Source organism: Chitinophaga sp. (genome assembly GCF_039596455.1).
In the GTDB taxonomy this organism is placed as follows: Bacteria; Bacteroidota; Bacteroidia; order Chitinophagales; family Chitinophagaceae; genus Chitinophaga.
In genome coordinates, this window is record NZ_JBCNJR010000005.1 from 13,737 (window position 1) to 31,606 (window position 17,870).

Below are 17,870 nucleotides of genomic sequence, written 5' to 3' on the forward strand. Positions count from 1 at the left end.
CTGTATTCTTTGAACATTTATTTTTTACCCACTACGTTTTCCATGGGCATGCCTATCAGCTCCTCAATTTCCAGCTCGGCTACGTCTTTTTCTTTCTGCAGCATTCTCTGGCGGGCCATGTGATCATAATACACGTTACGGGCGGTGGCAAACTCCTGTGCGGAACCTGTGCCGCCGGCCAGTCTTACTTCAGCCGTTTCCATGGCGGCCTCGCTTTCTTCCGTCAGCTCATCCTGTTTCTCCAGCAGGTCACGCTTCATGCGGAACTCTTCAAACAGGGAAAGCACCTGGCGTTTCAACAGCCTTTCCATGCCTTCGCGGCGCTCAATGGCTATTTCGTTATTCCTGCGGGCTATTTTCACATCTGCCGGTTTGCTGATGAGAGAGCCCAGGGGAACGGTAATACCAATGTTCCAGAGCGGGTAGTAGAGGTTGGCCAGCTCCGGGTTGTTTTTGCGGAAGGCGCCGGTGGTTACGTCGTTGATGTTGACGCTGCCGGTTACGTAGTTGAGCCAGGCTGCGCCGGATTTGGTGATCTCGGAGCGTGTCTTGGCCTTTTCCAGTTCGGTAATATTCAGCTGCGGGTTAGTCATCACCAGCTCCGGCAGGCGGACTTTCATGATGGAATCATACACGGCGTTGGGCACACCGTGCGTGACGCCGGGTGTAGACTGTGCATACAGGTTTGCTGCGATCAATGCAATACAGCATGTAAGGAGTGTCTGTTTCATACACTTGAGTTGTTATTTTTTTGTGGTTCTGGTTTGTCGAATGTGATCAGCTTGACCAGCATGGCCAGCATGGCAAAAAAGAAAAAGCATCCCGGCACCTGGCCAATGGCCACCTGTGCATAGTTGGCAATCATGAACCCGTAGAGGGCCGCCAGCACGGCGAGGTATACTGCTTTTATTTCGGGAGACCGGCTCCGGTAATAGTTCCGTATGCCTGTCCACATCACAATAAAATAGGTGAAGCAGGTAAGCGCCAGGCCTACCCAGCCCAGCTCCATGGCGGTATGGAGGTAACCGCTGTCTGGCGGGAAGCCGGCCAGCACATGGTGCGGGTTGTACCGCAGCCCCATAATGCCGGAGGTGGAAGGGCCGCCGCCAATGGGGTGGCGCAGCATGTAAGGCTGTATGCTCTGCCGGTTAATGTCCCTTTCGTTGTAAGAGCCGTCTTCAGACAGCATGAAGGTGCTGCGTACGCGCTGAATGGTGGGGTTGTGGAACGGCCCGAAAAGCACCACAATGAACACCACCACGCCTGCAATGGTGAAGGCCAGCGTCTTTTTGCTGGTAATGGTCATGAGCACAAAAATGATCAATCCTGCAGGCAGCATGGCATTGGCGGTACGGGTGCCGGAATAGGCCATGCCCAGCACAATAGGCACCAGGAGCACCAGCAGGGTATTGCGCATTTTGCGGGTAATATTGCCCATCATCAGCACCAGTATGAATATCACCGCGTCTGCCATCAATATGCCGAAGGCGGTGGGGTCTGACAGGATGGAGAACTTGCGCATGTGGCTGGCCTGGAAATACAGTTTGTACCGCAGCGGGTCATAGTTCACCCATCTTTCCTCAAAGCCCAGCAGCCCGTGCCACTCCTGGAAGCAGCCGTACACGCCGGCTACAAAACAAAGGCCCAGCCAGAGCTTGATAAATTCCTTGATGCTGTCGTAACTGTCAAATATGTGCAGCGCTATGTAGAAGATCATCAGGAAGTTGATGAACTTGCGGATAGCGAACACCCAGCCCGCCACAGAATCCATGGAAGGGTTGAACACCTGTACCAGCAGGTAGGCCAGGGTGAGGAAATACACGGCTGTGATGGGGTTCCTGGAATGCTGCCAGTACTTTTCCTTCAGCATGGTTTTCCGGAAATAGATGCCGATGAAGGTGAAAAGTATCATCACATCTATAGCGGCGCCTACCGGCAAGGCGTCATGCATCATGCGGTTCACAAAGAACATGAAGAAAGACACCGTAATGGTAAGATAGAACCCCAGCTTTGTATTGAACAGGCATACAAAGGCGGCGGTACCGCCCAGCAGCCCGGCAATGATCACAATACCCAGCCGTTCGTCTATTACAGCCACGGCAAATGCGATCACTGTGGCCACCAGCGCCAACAGGGTATAGCCCATTACGGAGTGAAGCCTCCTGTCGGCTATCTGCTGCTTTACCAGCCTGCCCAGCATCTGGAAAATGCCCGGTTTTTTTTGAAGTGACGGGTAGTTCACGCCTGCGGTATTTAAAAGAATAACATTTTAAGGAAAAGGAATACCATGGTGAACGCTACAAATACGCTCACCATAATTTCCTGTATGCTGTCGTTGCTGAACCGGTTATCTGACATATCTGTAAAGATTATTGTGCCTGTTTTAATGCCTGGAAATGCGCCGTCATTTTACCCAGGCTGGTTTCCCAGGTATGGGTGAGCGCAAATTCCCGGCGGGCCCTGCGCATGTCGCTGTTGGGATCTTCCGCCAGCGCTTTTTCAATATTCACCACATAGTCTTCTTTGGTTTTGCACTGGTAGATGTAGCCGTCAAACATTTTCATGGCCAGCGTTTCCGTTACCACTACGGGTTTTTCCAGCACCAGGTACTCATCCAGCTTGCGGGGGTAGTTCCCGATGGTCATGCCGTTCACCAGCTGCGGGTTGAGGCATACGTCAAAGAACTGGATGAACTGGGGCACCCTTGCTTCCGTGGTGTTGCCCAGAAAGTAGACGTTGGGCATTTTGTGGAGCCTGCTTTTACGGAAAGTACCGTCTTGCGGGCCTACCAGCACAATGCTCCACTGGGGGCGGCTGGCGGCAATATGCTCCAGTATTTTGATATCCAGCCGGGAAACGATGAGCGCTCCCATATACCCGATAATGGGCCCCGGTATGCCTTTCATTTCTTCCGGCAGGGTGAAGGGGGTGGAGGGGAAGAACCGTTCAAAATCACAGCCTTGCAGAATGTTGTAGGTTTCAGGGTTATGTTTGCGGCCATAGTCTTCCAGGTAGTCCGAATTGGTTACCACCATGGTGGCCTTGCGCATCAGCGAAGGTTCCAGGCGTTTGCCGTGGCGTACAAAGAAGGGGTGGGTGGCTATATTGTCACGGCTGTAATAGATACAGTCGGTTACGGCGGGCAGCAGCTCCGTGAGGTACTGGCCGCGGTAAAATTCGTTGTCGTTAAAAAGCAGCACGTTTTTGAAGCCCAGCCTGTCAAGCGCCTGGTTGATCTGGCGGGCCATTCTTTTATTATTGATCCTGTTCACAAAGTCGAACACGGGCGCAAAGGGTATCCAGTTTACGGATTCCAGGATGGTGCGCGGGTCAAGCGTCCAGAAGGTGGGGCCTATCTGGTTGATGTCGTCCGTTTCTTTGTTCAGGCTTTTGAGGCGGGTTTGTACTTTGGGGTCGTTTTTGGAACGTATGAGGGTGATCCTGTCCAGCGCGCGGTTGATGTACAGCACGCGGTTGAACTGCGACAATTCTTTCGCCACATTCTTGCAGTTACTGCCAATGGCAATATCCCAGGGCTGGAGGCCCACTACCAGAATATCCCGTCCTTTAATCATCTTGCTTTCCATTTTAAGAGAATTTTTTGTTGTAAAACAGACACTATATCGGGGTAAAAAAGTATCATATGCCGGAAGGTATTGGTGATGCTGCTGCCTATTTTCCTGTACAGGATCACCTGGGTGATCAGGAAACAGATACCATAGGAGGTCATGGTGCCGTAGGCGGCGCCCATCAGCCCGAAGTACCGGGTAAAGGCCCAGCAGATAAATATGTTGCACACCGCGGTAATGGTGGTTACGGCAAAGTTGGTTTTGGGCAGCCCGATAGAGTCCATAATGGTGCCGAACTGTTTGATGAAGGGCAGAAAAAGCCCGTACAGCATGGTAACCTGCAGAATGGGGGCGGCCACCTGGTATTCCGCCCCGGCAATGATGTAGAGCACCAGCCTGGGCAGCAGCAGCACCATGAGGCTTACCGGCAGGCCAATGGCCAGTACGGCGCCCACCGCCTTTTCATAATAGAACTTTACCCTTTCCATGTTGCCGTTCTCCATCATCTGCGCGCTTTTCGGAAAAAGGATGTCTGCCAGCACCTGGGAGGGCACGTCTACCAGGTTGGAAATGCGCAGGCATACGCCGTACAGCGCCACGGAAGCGGTGGAGAGATAGTAGGAGATCACCATCTGGTCTGTATTCCGGAAAACGGATGCGCTGATGTTGGTGCCGAACACGTATTTGCCGAAGTGCCAGAGCTTGCGCGTCCAGCTCCAGTCTATGCGCGTGCGGCCGGTGAGGAACTTGCGGGCAAACAGGCCAGATACCAGCGCGCCGCTGAGAATGCCGATGTTGTAATAGACGGCCAGCAGGGCCAGGCTGATGTGTATGCCTGCCAGCAGGCTGATGATAATGAGCGCGAAGGAAGTACCCTGCCTGAAGAGATATGCCCAGAAAATGCCTTTGAAATCCGCATTGGAATTTTGCACCCATTCAAAATGGGAGAAGGGGATGAGCAGCAGCAGTCCGGGCAGGAACCAGTACATGGTACCCGCCAGGGAAGGGGCTTTCAGCAAATGGCCAACAGGCCCCATGAACAGCACTATCAGCAGCAGGATTACCAGGGTGGTAATGCTGTTGAGCGCAAAGGAGGCGCTGTGAATAGCGGCATGCTCCGCCTTGTCTGAAGTGTTGAGGTACTTGATCACAGCGTTCTTGATGAGAGAATGCCTGATCACTTCAATGAACGCGGTGAATACCAGGAAGAGGTTCCAGGTGCCCATGTCTGCAATGGGCAGGGTGCGGGTTAAAACAAGCACGCTACCGATGCCGAACAGCAATACAGCCGCCTTTTGAAGGCCACTATAAATGCCGGATCTCAGCCAGTAGGTATATTTCTGTTCGCTCATCGCTGTTTATTCAAAAACTGTTTTATAGTTATCCGTTCTGCACCAGCAGCTTTTCCTTTCGGGCGGCGGGCCGCTCCAGGCTGTACAGCCACCAGGCGCCGCATTGCATGGCAACATTGTATATCATCATGGGTATTATAATGGCCGCTACCAGGCCCAGCGCCAGCAGCAGGGGCACGCTGGTAATGCCCAGCGCTTTCATCAGCACCATGCGCACGGCGGAGGCTACCAGCACGTGAGACACGTAGATGTACAGGGAATGGTAACCCACCACCCGCAGTACCTTCAGCGTGTTGTAGCGCTGCAGCAAAAAAGACAGGATGCACATGAAGGCGCAGCCCGTGATGGCAATCAGCGCAAACAGCAGGGGCTGCCAGGTTTCCACGTACATATTATCGTTCCGGCTGAGGTTTGTCTGCAGGAAATACACCTGCCCGGCCACAAAGAAAGGCAGGAGCAGCAGGCATGTTTTCCAGGAAGCGAAATATGAAAAGTTGCGCTCGTCCAGCACGCGGCCAGACACCAGGTCTCCCAGCGCAAAGAACAGGTAGTAGTGCAGAATGTCACTCACAAAACCCAGGTCTATATGCTGCTGGCTGAAATAGCTGGAGAGGAAGTACATGGCCGCACCCAGCACCAGCTGCTGCCAGATGTGCAGCTTCAGCTTCTGGCGGGTGAAAATGTACAATACAGATACATTGAACAATGCGTACAGGTACCAGAACTGGTCTATATGCCGGGGGAAGAACAGGATATACCCGTAATCCGCCAGGGAACGGTCTGCGTTCACATAATTGCTGAGGGCCAGCTGCAAGGTAACCTGCAGTATGGACCAGAGGAAGTAGGGGTACAGCAGGATGTTGAACTTGGTGGCCACCAGCTTTTCTACCGTTCTTTTGCCCAGGCTTCTGCCAACAAACAGGCCAGACAGGATGAAGAACAGCGGCATGCGGAAGCTGTAGAACAGGATGTTGGCATGCTCCAGGTAACTTACATCTGCCGTGGGCGTGCCCGTGCGGGAAATGCCCTCAAACACGTGGCGGTATACCACCAGTATGATGGCAATGCCCCGCGTGTAGTCTATCCAGGCCAGCCGGTTGTTATGCAATGTGTCGGTATTGAAGAGCTTCAGTGCCATGGCGCCTACATGTCAATATTTTCCTTGTTTACGCAGTTCAGTACGGCGCCGGTGAATTTCCCGTTCATGCTTTGCAGGTACTGGAAAGATTCCTTGTCTGTTTGTTTGATGGTAGATTTGGCAGACACTACGGAGATCATGGTATCCGCGAAGTTCAGCAGCTCCTTGCTGTCTGAGCGCACGTTGAGCGCGGCGCCTTCCATCAGTATATAATCATACGCTTCCGTAAGGGGAGCGAGGTTGTTGAGCAGGTTATTGTCTCCCAGCACTTCCGCAGGCGTATAATCACCGCCCTGGCAGCCAATGATGTCTACCCCCTCAATACCGGTGGGGGTGATGATGCCCTGCACCTCTTTATAATCGTATTTACCGGCGGCGGAGAAGCTTTCCAGCTCCTGCTTGGCCTCAAACTCACGGGTGAGGGTGTTGTTGATGAAGTTGGTGTCTATGATCAGCACTTTCTTCTGGCTTTTGCTGAGGCTGTGGGCCAGCGCCTTGATGATGGTGGATTTCCCTTCGCGCGGGCGGGCGCTGGTGAAAAGGTATACCTTGTGAGACTTGTTCTCTATCTCGAAGCGCAGCTTGCGCAGGTGCTCGCGGAAGGTAACGGCCTGGTCGTCCTTTTTCTGTTCCGTGTCAAAAATGTTGGCAATGGGCTGTTTCTTCATGTTCACCTTGTTTACCACGCCCAGCAGCTTCAGGCCAACGGTTTTCAGGAATTGAGACGGGGTTTTGATAGACACGTCTATGTATTCCAGGAAAATGATGGCAATACAGCAGAACACGAACATGCACATGCCGGCCAGCGCCAGTATGATGAGGCGCTTGGAGCGCTCCGGCTCTCCGGCGGGCTGGCCGTAGAGTATCTGGCGGAAGTTGTCCAGGGGCACAATGGTGTTGTTCATCACCGCATCGTAGCGGGATTTGATGTTCTCATATTCCGTTTGCGCAATGCTTACTTCTTTCTCCAGGGCCAGGTTGGTGGCGCTGCGGCTGGCGGCCGCGCCCACGCTGTTGTTCAGCTCGCGGATCTTTGTTTTATAGGTCTCAATGTTCTGACGGGAGGTATTGGCCTGCAGTTCCAGCTCACGTTGCCGCTGCTGCAGGTCTGCCTTGGTAATGGTGCTGGCCGGCGCGGCGCTGGTGGCCAGGCTGTTGAGCTTGTCGCGGTAGGCGGCTTTCAGCTTGGTATATTTATTATACAGCTCCTGGTCTTTGGCGCCTTTGCTGATGTACTCCTGGTTGGCCTCATTCATCTGCGTGCGCAGCTTGCTCAGCTCCGCGGAAGCGGCGCTGGAAGCGCTGGCGGTTTGGGCGTTGGTACGCTCCATTTCAGCCAGCTGCTTGGTGAGCTGCTGCAGGGAGAGGGTGGCGCTGTTGAGGGTGTTCTGCTCTTCCGTCATCCGGCTTTCCAGGGAGCTGATCTGCTCCAGCTTGGTAGAGCTTTCTACAGATACGTCCACACCGCCCATGGTGCGCAGGTTATTGATCTTTTCATCCAGGTCCGCTTTTTTCTGGGCCACCAGCTTCTCCATGGTCTGGATAGATTGCACGTTTTGCTGGGAGCGGGCAGACTCGTTGCTGCGCAGAAATTCGGAGCACACTTCGTTCACCATATAGGCAGACAGCTCCGGGTTGGTAGACCAGAACTGGATGTCCAGGAAGTCTGTTTTCTGGATGCGGCCCACGGAGAGCATTTTGCGGATGCTTTCCAGGTCGTACTCATACACCTTCATCAGTTCCTGCACTTTCTTTTCTTCCGGGTTGTAGGAGCTGAGCAGCTTCTCGTGGGTGTATTTGTCTTTCAGTATCTTGACGGCGGCGTCTTTGGTAATGTTGCGGAAGCCGTCTTTTTTCCTGTCTTCGTCCGTGAGCTGGCGGAAAGCCTTGTCCGGGCTCTCCAGGTCATGCAGCATCAGGTTGTACGCCACCATGCTCAGCACCTTGGTAGAACGGAGGGCTTCAATCACGTTATTGAACTTTACGTCAATTTCGATGATGTTGAAGTTCTCGTCCTTCAATTTTACCTGATCGCTCGTTGTAAAACCCGTGGCCATCTGTGCTGATGAGCGGTATAACTTTTTCTGGTTCATGGTGAACAGAAATGCGATCACAACAGCCAGCACACTGCTGATGATGATCAGCCACTTCCTGCGCATTAATGAGTTAAACAGATAAATCAGATCCATATTGAAGGATTCTTTAAAGTATAAAATAATTTAACTTAACAAGCCCTAAAAAATCCGGTTCGTGAACCGGATTTTTTAGTAGCCGGATTAACGTTATTGCTTGATCACTTTGATCACTTTCACATTTCTATTGTCTGGCGTAGCGATCTGCAGGATGTAGATGCCTGGCCGTATGCCCGGGTTGAAATCAACGCGGAGCAGTTGTGTGCCGGTGGGCAGTTCAAGGCCTGGTTTGGCCATGATGATCCTGCCGGATGCATCGAACAGCTTCACTACTACTTTTTCAGGCTTACCGTCATTTTTCACCAGCACGTTCATAAATGAAGTAGCCGGGTTCGGGTAGGCGTTCTCGATAGTAATGTGATCGGTGCCTGCAGTTTTGGCCTCATCGTCTATCAGCGCCACGTTGGTGTTGCTGCCTGCGCCGCTGCTTCTTGCCATCATCATGCCCTGGGTGCCCTGCTGGCCGCCTTCAGGCTGCGGCCTGGAAGCTGCTTCTATTACAAGGCCGTTGATGTAGCCCAGCTGGCCCGAGGGCGCTGCGTTGATGCTGAGGCGTATCTCACCGTTTTGGTCAGGAACAACGTTGTCTATCCGCACGGTTTCGCTGATGTTGTTCTGGCCGTTCAGCTCTACGGTTTTACCGTTGATGGTGTAAGCGCCTATCACTTTATCTCCACCGCCCTGGCGGCTGGCAAAGAATATGAAGGAGTAGGCCATCGACTGGTTGAGGCCGGAGAAGGTGATGCCCGCGGTATCTCCCTTGTCTACATAGTAGCAAACAGACATTACCGCATCCGGGTAGATGCCGGAGTTGTTGCCGGTGTTCATACCGTTGGGAATGGTACCGGTGAAGTTGCGGTGTATGAACATGATGGTGCTTACGGGGTTGCCCATGTCATCCTTCATGTTTTCCAGCGTCTGGCCTATGTTCTGACCTACGTTCGGCAGCTGGTTGGTGTTGTTCCACGGCGCGCCGGCGGGGTTGTTCACGTTGAAGTTGATGTAAATAGAGTGGCTCAACGTGCTGCCGCTGGCGGTAGCGGAGTAGTCTGAGAAGTTGCTGCCGTTCTTCGCCCTGATCTTGTAATAGTAGCGGGTGTTCTCGCTCCTGTTGTTGTCCAGGTAAGAAGTGGCGCTGGCCGCTACGGTGGTTACCAGGCTGTAAGTGCCGTTGAGCGTGGCGGCGCGGTAAATTTCAATACCGGTCACGTTGCTGGCCTTGTTGCTCCAGTTCAGCTGGATGGAGGTCCTTGACTTGCCCTGGGCTTTCAGGTTATCCGGGGCCAGCGGGGTGGCGGTTTCTACGTAAGACTGTATTACCAGTGCGTTCAGGTAAGCGTAGAGGGCGCCGGCGCCTTTGCTTACGGTGAACTCTATGTTACCGCTGCCGTCTGCAACAAGACCGTTCAGCTGCACCGTATTGGTGGTGTTGTTGGCCGCCTGCAGCTGTACAGACTGGCCGCCTGCGGTGTAAACGGTCATCCTGTTATCAGATACGTTGCCTTCGCTGCCGAAGAACACGAGGTTGTACTTCTTGGCCGCAGAGAGACCAGACAGCCGGATGCGCTTGGGCGTGGTAGACTGTTCGAAGTACAGGGTGTTCATCACGTTGTCAGGGTATACGCCGGAGTTATCGCCGGTGATGGGCCCGAAGATGCTGGAGCCGGTCATAGCGTCTACCAGGGTAATGGTAACACCGCTGGCTGCGCCGGTTTCATCCAGCATATTGGTGATGGCGCGGCCTGCAATGGGGTGGGTGTTGAAGTTGTTCCACGGAGCGCCTTCAGGGTTCACCGCGTTGCAGTTCACGTAAATGGAGGTGATGTTCTTGTCTCTTACGCTGATGGTGAAGGTTTGAGAACCTTTGCCGCCATAGCTGTCTGTAGCCGTTACCGTTACCGTGTATTTGCCGATGCTGGTATTGGTGGGCGCCAGGTCTATGCTGCCGGTGCCGTTGCCCGTATTGTTGAGCGTTGCAAAAGCCGGCAGGCCGGTGGTGGTAAAGGTGAGGGTTTCACCCGGGCTGTCTGTAGCAGTCAGCGCAATGTTCAGCACGTCCCCGGTTTTCAGGTTCACGTTGCTGATGGCGCTAACCACCGGCAGTTTGTTCTCGCCCAGGATGGCAATGGTATCTGTATAACCGGATGCGCCTGCGGCGTTCACCCCGCGGATGGTGTAATAGTATTGTACGTTGGCGGAAGAAGTGGCATCTGTATAAGCGGTGTCGTTAGCGTTGAAACCGCTGGGGTTCAGCAGCTCGTAAGTGCCGTTCTCTGACGTAGACCGGTAAATTTCATACTTGGTCTCGTTGTAGGCCAGGTCTTTCCAGGAAAGCCTGATGCCGGAAGCGGTATTGCGGGCCGCAAAGTTGGTGGGTTTCACCGGAGCGGTACCGTCGTCAAATACGGCTTCTATCTTCATACCGCTGATGTGCGCTGCCAGAGAGCCGGTGGGCGCCTGCAGGTCTACCGGAATAATGCCGTTGGCATCCGGAGACACACCGGGGATGGTTACGGAACCGGTAGTGTTCATGGAAGCATTGAGAGACACGGTGGTGCCGTTAATGCTGTAGTCTGCCGTATAATTGCCGGTAGCGTTGCGGCTGCCGGTAAAGGTGAAATTGTACTTGTAGTTCGGGTTCAGCCCGGTTACCTGGAAGGTCTGCTTCACGCTGGTGGTCCAGAAGGAGCTTACCATCACGTTGTCAGGGAACACGCCGGAGTTCTGGTAGGTATACATACCGCCGTTGAACAGGTTGCTGCCGTAGTTGATCTGGTTCCAGGGGGTGATCACCTTGATGCCGTAGCCGGTGTTGTTACCGTTATGATCTTTCAGATCGGTAATGGTAGTGTTCAGGGCCATGGCAGCCTTCTTGGTGTTGTTCCAGGGCGCGGGCGCATCGTATACGGCGCCGTTGAAGTTCACGTACACAAAGAAGTTCGGGTTCACATCGTTCACCACAATGGTGAAGCTCTTCGTATCATCTCCACCCATATTGTCTGCCACTTTTGCGGTCACGTTGTAAGTACCTGCGTCTGCAAAAGTGGGGTGCAGGGTAACCTGTGAAGTTTTACCGTTAGATACTACCGTAGCAAAAGACGGCAGGTTGGTGTACGTCCAGGTAAGATCGTCCGTACCGTTATCGTTAGTTACGGCCAGGTTGATCTGCGCGGTGGCGTTTTCAGCGAGCGTGGCGTTAGACACGGCGCCGAGTATGGGCTTGTAGTTAGCGTTCACCGTGAGCTGGAACACTTTGCTGGCCACGCCGCCATGCTGGTCTGTAGCAGTGATGGTGATGTTGCTATAGGTATCCTGTACGCCCGGGTTGCTGAACAGGATGGTGCCTGTACCGTCCCCGTTATCTGTAAAGGTACCGAAGGCAGGCAGGTTGGTCACCGCGAGGGTGATCTGTTCTGCGTCTGCATCCGTAGCTATTACGGGTACGGAGAGCTGGGCGTCGTACCGCATGAAGCGGTTCGGCTGATCGTTCAGCACTGGGGCGTTGTTCAGCGTCAGCGCGGTGATCTCGTTGCTGAACGCGGAGTTGCCGCCAATGTTCACGGCCCTTACTTTATAGAAGTAGTTCACGTTGGCGAACAGGCCTTTGTCTGTAAATACCGCGGTGGCGCCGTTGCCGGCAGCAACGGTATCCTGCAGCTTGAAGTTGCTGTTGTCACCCACAGAGCGGTAGATCTCGAAGAATGCTTCTGTAGCATCATTGTCATTCCACTGCAGGGTGATCTGGTTAGCCTGTACGTTGGCCGCGGTCAGCGCAGAGGGAGCGGCCGGCGCCGGGGGCAGCGGAAGCGTGGTGGCTGACATGCGCGGGTTAGCGAGGGCTGTATTGGGTATCTGCTGTTTGGCAATGCCCGGGCCAGCATAGCTGGCGCGCAGTTCTGCGCCGCCTGTACGCTGGAAGAAGGTGATATATATCGGGTATACACCGGCGTTCAGCTGTTTGGTGCCAGACCGTTCGGTGGTGCCCTGCAGGTAGTCATTATTCACTACCTGGCCGTTGGAGTTGAAGGTGTTGATATAGAGCTTGCTGCCATCGTCAGAAGCCGTATAGAACGTATACGTGCCTGCGGTGGGGATGGTAATGAAGCCGCTGAATTTGATGGCGTAGTTGTTCTCCCTGTTGCGTACATCCAGCGTTACGTTCTCAACCGTGCCTGTTTTCACCGGGGTGAGGCTGTTGAAATTGGGCAGCTGGGTAATGTCCGAGAACTCATAGTAGCCGTATGACAGGCCGCCTGCTTCCGCGGCAGCAAAGCCGGAGTTGCCGTTGCTATTGATGGCCTGTACCTTGTAGTAATAGGTAGTGGCCGGCTGCAGCAGGCTGTCTGCGTAAGACACGGCGTTGGCGCCGGTGGTGGTGATGATCTGGAACGGCCCTGAGAGGCTGGTGGCGCGGTAAACTTCGAAACCGGTCTCGTTGGTGCTGTTATCATTCCAGGTCAGGTTGATCTTGCTGTAAGACACTGCCGTAGCCAGTATATTGGTGGGCGCAGCAGGTTTGGCTCCCAGCGGGGGCGCCTGTTCCATGAACGCGCTGGCGGGTATTTCCTGCCGGCTGGTTACGCCATGGGCGGTGTTTTTCCAGTAGATCTTCATTTCCTCTCCGCCGCCTTTTTCAAAGAAGGTGGCCGCAAAAGGATACACGCCTGCCGTGAGGTATTTGGTGCCTTCTGCGTAAACGGAGCCATGCAGCCCGTCGTTGTTCACTACCGGGGTAGCGGTGTGGCTGTAGGTACCGATGTAGAGCTTGCTGCCGTCATCAGAGTACGTTTCAAACGTATAGTTGCCGGTAACGGGAATGTTGATATAACCTTCCCAGAGGAAAGCGAAGTTATCGTTCTGCGTTCTCACGCTGATGTCTGCCGTGGGGGTATTGCCGGTTTTTACCGGGGTAAGGGTGTTGAAGTCAGGCAGCACATCAAAGGAGCCATGATAGTGTTTGTAATTGAGGCCGCTCATAACCGCGGTAGCCTGTACCTGGTTGCTGGCCGGAGATACGTTGCCGGTCAGGTCCCTGGCTTTCACTACAAAGTTGTAAGACTGCTGGGGCACCAGGTTGGTACAGTTGAATGACGTCTGCGTGCCGGGCAGGGTATACACTTTGCTGCCGTTGATGTAAATGTCGTATTTGTTCACGCCTACATTGTCTGTAGAGGCCGTCCATGACAGGCCTACGGAGGTGCGTGATTTGGAGGTTACCGTGAGCGCACCGGGGGCGGTGGGCGGCGTGGTATCCAGCTGCGTGGTAGCGCTGGCCTCATTGCTGGCAGGGGCGGCGCCGTTCTCGTTCACCGCTCTTACCACGTAATAGTATGTTTTGTTGGGGTTGAGCCCGTTGTCTGTGTAGGTAGTGGCGTTGGGCGCGGTGATGGCTATCAGCTTGTAGCTGCCGCCCGCGGCTTCGCCCCGGTATATTTCAAAGCCGGTTTCGTTGTTGGCAGGGTTGGGGTTGTCACTCCAGTCTAGCTGCACCTGCGTTTGCGAGGTGGCTTTTGCCTGCAGGCTGCTGGCCGGCGGCGGAGCGGGTATGCCGGTGGCTTTCACCACTTTGAAAGGAACGGAGAACTCGCTGGAGCAACCGAACTGTTCGGTCACTTTCACTACGTACAAACCGGAATCTTTAGCGGTAAAGGTACGCTGGGTGCCCAGGGTAATGCCGTCAGTAGCTTTTTTCCAGAGGTAAGAGGTATAACCGGCGGGTACCTGCAGCACTACGCTGTCTTTCCCGTCAAGCGCGGGGAGCACTTTGCTGGAGAGGCCTGCCAGGGTGATGTTGGGGCTTACGGTAGGCGCCTTGATCTTGATCTGCACCGGTATGGGAGACCAGGGAGACCAGGTGGAGCCGTCCCTCAAACGCATATCGTACGTGCCGATGGACGTTACGGTAAGCGTGTTGCTGGTGGCGCCGGGTATTACTACGCCGTCTTTCCGCCATTCATATTGATCAAAGCCCGCGGTTACGCCCAGTGTTACATTGATGGGGTCTCCGGGGCAAAATTCTGTTCTGCCGAACAAAGGCCAGGGGTTGGCTTTGTGCGCGCGGTTGGCAAAGGGGAAATAATCCGCTTCGCCCCATGCCTGGTACCAGCAGCCGTGGCCGAAGCCGGCGTATTCGCTGTACCGCATGTTTGCGCCCACACCCATGGCCGCGTTATATACACCTTGTGAAGATGCGGGGTAAGGGTTTACGTCACTGCCGCCCTGGAACAGCCATACGGGAATGAACTTCCATGTTTGCAGGCTGTTGGTGAGCGCTGCGTTGGAAGCGCTGATGGGGGTAGCTGCCGCCACCACCTTGGGGTGGCGTATCATAAATTCCCAGGTGGCGCCGCCGCCGCCGGAGAGGCCGCCTTCTGTAATACGGAACTGGTCTACCTTCACTTCAGGCACCAGGTGCTCATAAATAAGATCACGCACAGCGTCAAACTGTACGTTACCAAAATAGCCGCCAATGTTTTGCGGGTAGAGCAGGAAGCCGTCAAACTGGCCGTTGTCTACCGCGTTGCGGTGCAGCTCACCACCATGCAGCAGGGAATATTCGTTATCATACACGGTGCCTTTTTCGCCGATGCCATGCCAGAAGATGATGAGGGGATACTTTTTGCCGTCATTCACACCGTGCTGGTAAGATTTGGGGAACTTCAGCCGGAAATGAACGCCTTTGTAGTAGTAGGCTTTGTAGGAAGTTGAATTCCAGCTCAGCCGGTTGGTCCTTACCCATTTGGAGAGAATGCCCCAGTTAGGTACAGCAGGAGGGGAGGAGGGGTTGTATTCCACAATCGGATCACTGGGGTCCAATATACCTGTCTGGGCCTGTGCAGAACCAAATCCTATCACGAAGAGGAAGGATAATAACAGCGTGTAAAATTTATTCATAGATCGTAGTTGAAATCCGGTAATAATGTATAAGAGGTATCATAGCCTACTTACATCGTATGCATTCAGCACATTACGCAGATTTTCCGCAGGATGGGTGGTTAAAAATATCAGGTGATTTACTGGGGTGTAGCGTGCAAACGCAGCCTTAAACAATACTGTAAATAACCAGTGGCTTGAGATAGGAGATGGTAAAAATTGTATCAGCTTTTTCCTTCGTAAATGTAATTCGGTGCTAATGGCTTACTTACTGGTCAGGTATCTTGTATATATACTAACCTGGAAAAAACCTGGTGCAAGATATAAAGAAAAAACTAACACGCTCACAAAAAATTCGTAAAATCTATAAAATACCCGGTGAATTGACCGGTTTACAGTGTGAACGTATAGAAATTTCCGGTATAAATATTTATATAAATAAATTGGTCTAATTAAAATTCCTGCTTATTTGTTTGTACCTGCTGGGCAGGTACAAAGCTGTTTGTATCATTTGCTGCAAAGCTGTATTTCATCTGTGCCTACCAGCCCGTAGCGTTCAATTTCCTCTTTGCCCAGCATATCGCTCACCCTGATGAAGTGGGTCTTGAAGCCCTGGGCCTGCAGCCGCTGCTCATAGTCACGGCCGTAGAAACGCACGTAATTGGGGTCTCCGAAGAGCCTGATCCTTTCCTGGGGGTCTTTGATGGTCAGATCTTCATGGGTAACGGGCAGGTCTTCCCGCACGGGCACCTGTATGATGGCCTTTCCGCCGGGTTTCAGCACGCGGCGCATTTCCCGGAAAGCCTGGGCATCGTCCGGTATGCAGCTCAGTACATGGCTGCAGAGTATCACATCGTAGGTATTGTCAGGGATGTTGCTCATGTCCGTGAGGTCCAGGTAAATGGTATCTTCCGGGTAAGTGTTCTCGTACTCGTCTATAAACTTGTCTCCCGCGGTGTATTGTATGGAGGGGTCTTTGCGGAAGCGCTTGTAATAGATCTCTTCCGGGGCCACGTGCAGCATTTTCACGCCGGGGAACAGGAAATCCGGATGTTTTTCCAGGAAGAGCCAGAAAGTTCTGTCTCGTTCATTGGAGCGGCAGCGGGGGCACTGGGCGGGGCGGCGGTTGTAGCCTACTTCCAGGAAGCGGGCGTATTTGCCTTTACAAACGGGGCATTCTACTTTATTGCCTTGATAATACATGCCCCGCAGGCGGAGGTACACCGGGAGCGCTGTTTTTTTCAGAAGGTTCTTTACGGTACTCATTGTTGTATAGTATAATAATATGAATCAGGAAGATACGGTGGCCATGCTGCGGGAAGACCTTTCCCAGGCTGCGGACTGCCGCTTCCTGATGTACCGGAAAAAACCCTCAAAGATGGCCACGTTCATGAAAAGAAAATAGAAAGGTATATAAAATATTTTGACCCTGACGGAACGGTTGGCCAGCACATACCCGATGGCCGCCAGTCCGTAGAAAAGCAGCTGAGCAGCCAGGAAGGCGGTAAACCAGGGGCCTGCGCCCATGACCACCAGCGCGGTGTTGCTCAGCAGCAGCAGCGGCAGGCAGAGGGGGCAAAGCGTCCACCGCAGTACGCGGTGAGAAATATACTGGAAAGACAGCAGGGGATATCTGAATATATTCAGCAGCGGCTTCAGCATAACAATAGACTGGAAGCCGCCGGCGCTGATGCGCACTTTGCGTTTATGCTCTTCCGTTATAGAGAAAGAAGGCGCTTCCATAGCGTAGGCGTCTGGCGCATAGGCAATGCGGTAGCCGGCCATATTGATACGGAGGGAAATAATAAAATCGTCCAGCACCACTTCCGGCTCTACCGGCCTGAAGAGGGCGGTGCGGATGGAAAACAGTTCTCCCGCTGCGCCTACCACGCTGTACAGCGCCGCGTCCAGCTTTTTGAGAGCGGATTCATATTTCCAGTACACGCCTTCCATGCCCGCCGCCCCGTCTTCTCCGCCGGCCACCACTTTCTTTTCCCCGGCCACGCCGCCGGTATGCGGATCATCATAATGTTTTACCAGGTTGCGGATGGCGGCTTTATTGAGCAGGGTATTGGCATCGCAGAAAACAACAATGGGCGTGCTTACCTGCAGCATGGCCCGGTTAATGGCGGCGGTTTTCCCGCTGCGTTCCGGTTCATGCAACAATATAATAGAAGGGTAGCGGCGTATGATATCCGGCGTGCCGTCTGCAGAGCCGTCTGTTACGATCATTACCTGCAGCTTTTCCGCAGGGTAATCCAGCTGCAGCGTGTTGTGTATCTTTTGTTCTATAAAACCGGCCTCATTGTAAGCGGCTATAAGCAGGGTGACGGGCGGCAGCTCCTGCGCGGGCAAAGCCTTTGGAGGGAACAGCCAACGTTTGAGCTTCACCATCAACCAGGCCAGCAGCCCGTATCCGGCATAACTGTAGAACAAGATGAAGAAACTGCACAAGAATATTATTATCAATGCTTCCATATAGTACGGCAGGGCCTTGGGGGTATTTTGAAAAGCAAACTTATAAAACAATTTAATTACCAGTATGCCCGTACTATACGCGAAACAAAAAAAAGTGATCATTTACTTCCTGATTCAAACCGTTTACCAAGAAAAACAGGCCATTTACCAATTTTAGATATTACAGAATGATTATTATTATAGTTTTACGCAAGATTTGAAGATTTATTGATGTTTTGGCTCTTATTATAAATAATTTGCTCAGATCAATATTTCTCTCTAATTTTAG

General features: G+C 53.2%; 9 protein-coding genes. All 9 read right to left on the minus strand.

Annotated elements, in window-relative coordinates:
• Positions 1-17 precede the first annotated feature (17 nt).
• Complete coding sequence (locus ABDW36_RS16360) at positions 18-731, minus strand: TolC family protein (RefSeq protein WP_343703000.1); 714 nt, start codon at positions 729-731, stop codon at positions 18-20.
• Positions 728-2,242, minus strand: coding sequence for an O-antigen ligase family protein (locus ABDW36_RS16365; RefSeq protein WP_343703001.1), 1,515 nt, complete (start codon positions 2,240-2,242; stop codon positions 728-730). The genes ABDW36_RS16360 and ABDW36_RS16365 overlap by 4 nt, the downstream gene beginning before the upstream one ends.
• Positions 2,243-2,369: 127 nt before the next feature.
• On the minus strand, positions 2,370-3,587 hold the full coding sequence (locus ABDW36_RS16370) for a glycosyltransferase (protein ID WP_343703002.1): 1,218 nt from the start codon (positions 3,585-3,587) through the stop codon (positions 2,370-2,372).
• Positions 3,572-4,921 carry an oligosaccharide flippase family protein gene (locus tag ABDW36_RS16375; RefSeq protein WP_343703003.1) on the minus strand — a complete coding sequence of 450 codons (1,350 nt, stop codon included), beginning with the start codon at positions 4,919-4,921 and terminating at the stop codon, positions 3,572-3,574. The genes ABDW36_RS16370 and ABDW36_RS16375 overlap by 16 nt, the downstream gene beginning before the upstream one ends.
• A 28-nt stretch (positions 4,922-4,949) precedes the next feature.
• Positions 4,950-6,059, minus strand: coding sequence for an acyltransferase (locus tag ABDW36_RS16380; protein ID WP_343703004.1), 1,110 nt, complete (start codon positions 6,057-6,059; stop codon positions 4,950-4,952).
• A gap of 5 nt (positions 6,060-6,064) precedes the next feature.
• Positions 6,065-8,248, minus strand: coding sequence for a Wzz/FepE/Etk N-terminal domain-containing protein (locus ABDW36_RS16385; protein ID WP_343703005.1), 2,184 nt, complete (start codon positions 8,246-8,248; stop codon positions 6,065-6,067).
• Between the two features lie 93 nt (positions 8,249-8,341).
• The gene (locus ABDW36_RS16390) at positions 8,342-15,145 is read right to left on the minus strand and encodes a fibronectin type III domain-containing protein (protein WP_343703006.1); all 6,804 of its coding nucleotides are present in this window, start codon (positions 15,143-15,145) and stop codon (positions 8,342-8,344) included.
• Between the two features lie 486 nt (positions 15,146-15,631).
• Complete coding sequence (locus tag ABDW36_RS16395) at positions 15,632-16,390, minus strand: class I SAM-dependent methyltransferase (RefSeq protein ID WP_343703007.1); 759 nt, start codon at positions 16,388-16,390, stop codon at positions 15,632-15,634.
• Positions 16,391-16,414: 24 nt separating this feature from the next.
• The gene (locus ABDW36_RS16400; protein WP_343703008.1) at positions 16,415-17,578 is read right to left on the minus strand and encodes a glycosyltransferase family 2 protein; all 1,164 of its coding nucleotides are present in this window, start codon (positions 17,576-17,578) and stop codon (positions 16,415-16,417) included.
• Between the last annotated feature and the right edge of the window lie 292 nt (positions 17,579-17,870).

Excerpts from the sequence above, each read along its gene's own strand:
- ABDW36_RS16360 (WP_343703000.1), bottom strand. The coding sequence starts at position 731 with ATGAAACAGACACTCCTTACATGCTGTATTGCATTGATCGCAGCAAAC.
- ABDW36_RS16370 (WP_343703002.1), bottom strand. The coding sequence starts at position 3,587 with ATGGAAAGCAAGATGATTAAAGGACGGGATATTCTGGTAGTGGGCCTC.
- ABDW36_RS16375 (WP_343703003.1), bottom strand. The coding sequence starts at position 4,921 with ATGAGCGAACAGAAATATACCTACTGGCTGAGATCCGGCATTTATAGT.
- ABDW36_RS16380 (WP_343703004.1), bottom strand. The coding sequence starts at position 6,059 with ATGGCACTGAAGCTCTTCAATACCGACACATTGCATAACAACCGGCTG.
- ABDW36_RS16385 (WP_343703005.1), bottom strand. The coding sequence starts at position 8,248 with ATGGATCTGATTTATCTGTTTAACTCATTAATGCGCAGGAAGTGGCTG.
- ABDW36_RS16390 (WP_343703006.1), bottom strand. The coding sequence starts at position 15,145 with ATGAATAAATTTTACACGCTGTTATTATCCTTCCTCTTCGTGATAGGA.
- ABDW36_RS16395 (WP_343703007.1), bottom strand. The coding sequence starts at position 16,390 with ATGAGTACCGTAAAGAACCTTCTGAAAAAAACAGCGCTCCCGGTGTAC.